General features: G+C 62.5%; 7 protein-coding genes and 1 tRNA gene. 6 read left to right on the forward strand and 2 right to left on the reverse strand.

The features are described from left to right. Positions 1-328 precede the first annotated feature (328 nt). Complete coding sequence (locus tag AC2VON_RS17605; protein ID WP_486954101.1) at positions 329-757, reverse strand: NUDIX hydrolase; 429 nt, start codon at positions 755-757, stop codon at positions 329-331. 91 nt (positions 758-848) lie between these two features. Here AC2VON_RS17605 and AC2VON_RS17610 point away from each other — a divergent pair, with 91 nt between their 5' ends. The 6 genes from AC2VON_RS17610 to AC2VON_RS17635 all read left to right on the forward strand — a co-directional run bounded on the left by AC2VON_RS17610 (position 849) and on the right by AC2VON_RS17635 (position 5,179). Next, complete coding sequence (locus AC2VON_RS17610; RefSeq protein ID WP_486954102.1) at positions 849-1,628, forward strand: GntR family transcriptional regulator; 780 nt, start codon at positions 849-851, stop codon at positions 1,626-1,628. Positions 1,629-1,728: 100 nt separating this feature from the next. After that, positions 1,729-2,151, forward strand: a complete 423-nt coding sequence (locus AC2VON_RS17615; RefSeq protein WP_486954103.1) for a plasmid replication, integration and excision activator — start codon at positions 1,729-1,731, stop codon at positions 2,149-2,151. Continuing rightward, on the forward strand, positions 2,148-3,467 hold the full coding sequence (locus AC2VON_RS17620; RefSeq protein ID WP_486954104.1) for an FtsK/SpoIIIE domain-containing protein: 1,320 nt from the start codon (positions 2,148-2,150) through the stop codon (positions 3,465-3,467). Before AC2VON_RS17615 ends, AC2VON_RS17620 begins: the two co-directional genes overlap by 4 nt. Further along, a complete protein-coding gene (locus AC2VON_RS17625; RefSeq protein ID WP_486954105.1) occupies positions 3,464-3,784 on the forward strand; it encodes a hypothetical protein in 321 nt (106 codons plus the stop codon). The genes AC2VON_RS17620 and AC2VON_RS17625 overlap by 4 nt, the downstream gene beginning before the upstream one ends. Positions 3,785-3,788: 4 nt before the next feature. Further along, positions 3,789-4,025, forward strand: coding sequence for a helix-turn-helix transcriptional regulator (locus AC2VON_RS17630; RefSeq protein WP_486954106.1), 237 nt, complete (start codon positions 3,789-3,791; stop codon positions 4,023-4,025). Beyond that, positions 4,025-5,179, forward strand: coding sequence for a site-specific integrase (locus tag AC2VON_RS17635; RefSeq protein ID WP_486954107.1), 1,155 nt, complete (start codon positions 4,025-4,027; stop codon positions 5,177-5,179). The genes AC2VON_RS17630 and AC2VON_RS17635 overlap by 1 nt, the downstream gene beginning before the upstream one ends. Before the next feature lie 38 nt (positions 5,180-5,217). Here AC2VON_RS17635 and AC2VON_RS17640 read toward each other — a convergent pair. Continuing rightward, a tRNA-Phe gene (locus AC2VON_RS17640) sits at positions 5,218-5,294 on the reverse strand. Positions 5,295-5,300: the final 6 nt, after the last annotated feature.

Consider the following 5,300-nt stretch of genomic DNA (forward strand, 5'->3'; position numbering starts at 1 on the left):
CAAAACTGCCCACCGTCGCCTGGATCAACCAACCAACCCCCGAAGCACTCATCAAATCCGCGTAAGAAACTGTCTCACCAGCCTTGACATGTTCCGCGTCCTTGATAGGCGGGCGCACGTACCGCATGAAGCGGCGGATGGGCTGGGCCTCCGGGAGCGCAATCATCACGATCGCCAGCGTCGCACGGCGGGATGACAACAGACCCGGGGAACCGCTCGGCGGGTCGGAAAACTGATTCCGGTCTCCGTTATAGAGAGTCGGGGAGTGAGGCCTGAGGCGCCTGTCCCGGTGCCGTGGAATCTGAATTCAGACGCAACCAGACAGAGTTCACCGGGCAATGAGATCAACCCCATCGTGCGCCCGCGAGTGAGGCGCTTCCTCGAAGGCATCTAGCACACGCACACCAAACGCCGGAACCATCGCTGACTGCACTTCTTCCTTTGTCATCCAACGGGTTTCACGAGCCTCCTCGGTCGCGTGCGGCTCGCCCGCCGTTGGCCGACAGCGGTACACCAACGCGACGATTCCGTGGGTCAAGTTCTTGTAGACGCCGGTTAGCCGCTCGACAGTGACCTCAAGTCCGGTCTCTTCCAGCACCTCGCGCCGAACACCGGCCTCAAATGACTCATCGAGTTCGAGAACTCCCCCCGGCGCCTCCCAGTGGCCATTGTCGTCGCGCTTGATGACGAGGACCCGGCCATCATCGCGGACCACGATGCCGGCGACGCTGACCGAATGTTTCGGTGTGGCTGCCATTCGAGACTCCCTCTCCGGCCTGGTTCTGTAGTGACAGGGGACGTGTCGTTTCCCTAGACTAGTCGCCTAGACATGTAGGGGAGGCTCTCAGGTGCTGCAACTTGGCCAGATCGACCGGGCGGACGATAAGCCGCCGTATCGGCAGATCGCCAGCATGTTGCGTGGCGCCATCAGTTCTGGCCAGCTGGAAGCTGGTGGACGCCTGCCCTCCGAGGCCGAGTTGATCGAACATTTCGGGGTCGCACGAATGACGGTCCGGCAGGCAGTCCAGGAGCTGCGCGCCGAAGGCCTGGTGATCTCCGAACACGGTCGCGGCGTGTTCGTGCGGCCCGCTCCTCCAATTAGGCGGCTCGCATCCGATCGCTTCGCGCGGCAACATCGCGCCAGCGGCAAAGCCGCATTCACCGTCGAAGCGGAGAAGTCCGGCTACACACCCCAGGTCGACAACATCACCGTGACCCGTGAGAAGCCGGATTCAGCTGTGGCCGAACGCCTTCGACTGACATCTGTTGATGAAGTCGTGGTTCGTTCACGACGTTACCTCGCCGACGGTAAGCCGGTCGAAACGGCAACCTCATACATTCCGGCCGCCTTCGCCAAGGGCACCAAGATCGAACAGACCGACACCGGGCCAGGCGGCATCTACGCGCGCCTCGAAGAAGCTGGCCACACCCTCGCGCGATTCACCGAGGAAGTCGGCGCCCGGATGCCCACCCCTGAAGAACGCCGGGCCTTGCAACTCCCGGCAGGAGCGCCTGTTCTCACCCTGGTTCGGACGGCCTACGACACCAACGACGTGGCCGTCGAGGTGTGCGACACAGTGAAGGTGGCATCGGCCTACCTGCTGGAATACGACTTCTCTGCGCGCTGAAACGTCGCGAAACAACCAAGTGCGCCAGAACGCTTGACTTACTCCTCTAGACGACTAGGTTGAGTAGTCATCTAGTCCAATCCCTTCGAAAGGCTCAGCAATGTCCATCCCTAAATGGCTCCAAATCAGCCACGACCAGGTGTTCTCCCTCGGCGCGTTCCTCGTATCGGAGGTGACGCCAATGATCGACTTCGACAAATCCTCCGCCGAGAACCGTGTGCAGGCGAGAGATCGCGACACTGGATTGCCGATGTGGCAGGTCGAAGTCCTTGACGGTGATCCTGCCGCACCGAAGCGCAGCCGAACGGTGACGATCAAGTTTGCCGCGCCAACGCAGCCGTCTGCACCCGCAAATTCCAGCGGAACACCCTTCACCCCAGTGGTTTTCGACGGGCTCATGGCGCTGCCGTACATCGAGAAGTCGGGCGACTTCTCCAGGATCGCCTGGTCGTTTCGTGCCTCCGATATGAGGGCCCAAGGCAAGCCATCCGCCGGCGCAACGACCAGCCGGGAATCGGCATGAATCCCGATCCGTACGCACCGCTCGATCTCGACACCCCGTTCCGGCTCGATCACGTCTTGAGTTTCCTCGCCACTCTCGGCCTGTGCGGGGCGATCATCGTGGGAGTCATCGGCGTTGCCCTCATCTCCTGGCGACTGCACTCACCAGAGACGTACGAGGAACGGTTCGCGGCACCGGCCCGACTTCTGCGCTGGCGAATGTGGGCTTACGTCTCCTGGCGCAGGCTCTGCAAACGGTGCGGTCTATCCGCCTCCGAACAGGTCACTCGCCGCAACAAAGAAGGCCAGCAGGTCACCTCCACCCGCTGGTTTCATCCAAAGCTACTGGGAACAGACGTATCTCACACCACCCTGCGCCTAACGGTGCGAGCACGGATGGGACAGACCGTGGAAGACTTGGAGCGCGCCGTTCCGGCGATTCGCGACGCTGCCGGCGCACACTCCGCGCGATCGATTGTCGTTTCGCCGGGAACAGTCCGAATCGAGCTGGTCATGCGAGAGCAGCTGTCAACGGTAGGTCACGCTTCCCCGCCGACAGCGGTGGCGACAAAGCACGTCACGCTTGGGCGGTGCGAAAACGGATCAGCCTGGAGTTTGCCATTGAGTGGTCGGCACACCCTCACTGTGGGCTGCTCTGGTGCAGGCAAAGGTTCCGTCTTCTGGGGCATCGCCGGCAATCTCGGCCCCGCTGTGGCCGACGGTGTAGTGCGCCTGCTGGGAATCGATTTGAAGTACGGCATCGAGTTGTCGATCGGATCCCGTCTGTTTACTAAGATCGCCACTACGGAGGCCGACGCCGTGGAAACCCTTGCCGCACTGGAGAAGTTGATGGACAAGCGCGGCAATGCGATGGCTGGTCGCACGCGTGAGCACACTCCAACCAAGGGCTCTCCGCTCGTGCTGCTCCTGATCGATGAGCTGGCCGGAGTGACCGCGTACATGAGCGATCCAGCCCTTCGGAAAGAAGCCGCCGCCTCGCTGTCGCGGATTCTCACCAAAGGCCGTGCGCTGGGGATCGTCGTGGCCGCGTTCCTGCAGGACCCCCGAAAAGAAGTCCTGCCGATGCGAGGGCTCTTCACCCAGACCATTGCGCTCCGACTACGTTCCCGCGACGAGGTGACCATGGTCCTCGGCGACGGGATAGCCGACAAGGCCCCCGCACACCGGATCAGCCCCGGGCGACCGGGCACCGGCTACGTCATCGCCGAGGACGGCCAAGTGACTAAAGTGCGATCCGACTTCTGGAGCGATACCCAAATCCGATCCACCGCAAAGCAATACGGACATTCGTCCACCGGCGTCGGGGCATCGCAATGACCGATGACTGGTCTATCTTCGACCCACCCAACCCGGACGAATTGGCGCGGCACGCAGAAGACTTGACCCACCGTGCCGATCTCGTCCGCACACACGGATGGGACGACTACCGATATCGGTGGTCCTGCGGCGAGGTCTTGGGCACCGCTCTGGTCCTGGGCGACGAAAACGAACTCCAGCGATGCGGCGAGACAACGGATTCCGCATTGGAACGGTGGGCATATGACGTCTGGGGTATTACCTGCGGTCAATCTGACGTTGATGCCGGATTGCAGCGCACCCGGGCCTGGTTCGACTCCATCCGTGCGGCGAGGTGAAGCGATGGTCACTCATGGCATTCGGGAAACGCTCGTCGCCGCCGGTAACTTCCCTGAGCTGCTGACCGCGGAGCAGGTGTCAGCGCTCCTCGGTGTCTCCGTCGCGACTCTCAACCGCTGGGCCGCACTCCGCGAAACGACCGGGGAGGACATCGGCCCGCCCTGCTACACACTGTCGGAGCGGGTGCGCCGTTGGGATTGCGCGGAAGTCCGGTCCTGGCTCAAACAGGTGCGTCGGTAATGGCCGGCAACACGCCGCGCGGCATTCGGAAGCGCCTCAACGCAGCTGGGGAGCCCCGCTACCAAGTCCGCTATCTGATCCGTGATGCCGACGCGCTATCCGGTTGGGTGGAAACGTCGGCGACATTCCCAACGTTGCGCGAGGCCAAGGCGTACAAATCTGAACGCGACAACGAAGCCGCCCTCGGTGCACGTCGGTTTGATCCCCGCCTCGGTCGCACACCACTGCAGCGGATTTGGACGCAGTTCTCAGACTCTAAGAAGCCAGCGGTGTCGCCGAAGACCTGGAGCGGTTACACCCAGCACTGGGAACTGCGCATCAAACCGCGATTCGGGCATGTGCCAGTCGACGAGATCAGCCGCGCCGACGTACAGACGTTCGTTGACGGCCTGACCGTTGGGCCATGGGCCAAGGTGTCCACGCTGCGCCTTCTCCGATCGGTTCTTGACGTCGCTCACCAGGACGGCCGGATCCACCGCAACCCCGCCCTTGGTGTTTCCGCGGGCCGCATCCCCGAGCGAGAACGTCACCGCTACCTGACGGCTCCTGAAGTCCACACCCTTGCCACCGCGTGCGGCGACCAAGGTGACGTCGTCACAATCCTGGCCTACACGGGTCTGCGTTGGTCCGAACTCGTCGGCCTCCGCGTCAAGGACATCGACCTCGCCGCACGGAGGCTGTACGTTCGACGGGCAGCCCCAGAAGTCGAAGGCCGCATAGTGATCGGGCCGCCAAAGACCCGCGCCGGCATTCGAACCGTCCCGCTCCCCCAAGTCGTCGTCGACATCTTCAAAACACGCATCATCGGGCGGCCTCCTGACGAACCCGCCATCACATCACCCAATGGCGCGATGCTGCGCTCCAACAACTGGCGTCGACACACCCAGTGGAACAAAGCCCTCAAGAAAACCGACCTGGCCCCGCTGACTATTCATGATCTACGCCATACCTACGCAAGCCTGGCCCGCAAGTCCGGCGCCGACCTGCGCTACGTACAGAAAACGATGGGCCACTCGACTCCGACCGTCACCGCGAACATATACAGCGACCTCTACTCCGACGAACTGGACCAGGTCGCGACCAACCTCGATCAACTTCATGCGACCGAGATTCACACACCGAAGACCGGACAAGAACCGGACGAATCCAACTGACAACCGAGTGCAAGACCCGTGTCGATGCAGGTAAAGAATGGTGGCCAGGGCCGGGATCGAACCGGCGACCTTCCGCTTTTCAGGCGGACGCTCGTACCGACTGAGCTACCTGGCCGGAAGG

It is taken from the genome of Mycobacterium sp. TH-M82 (assembly GCF_057473605.1).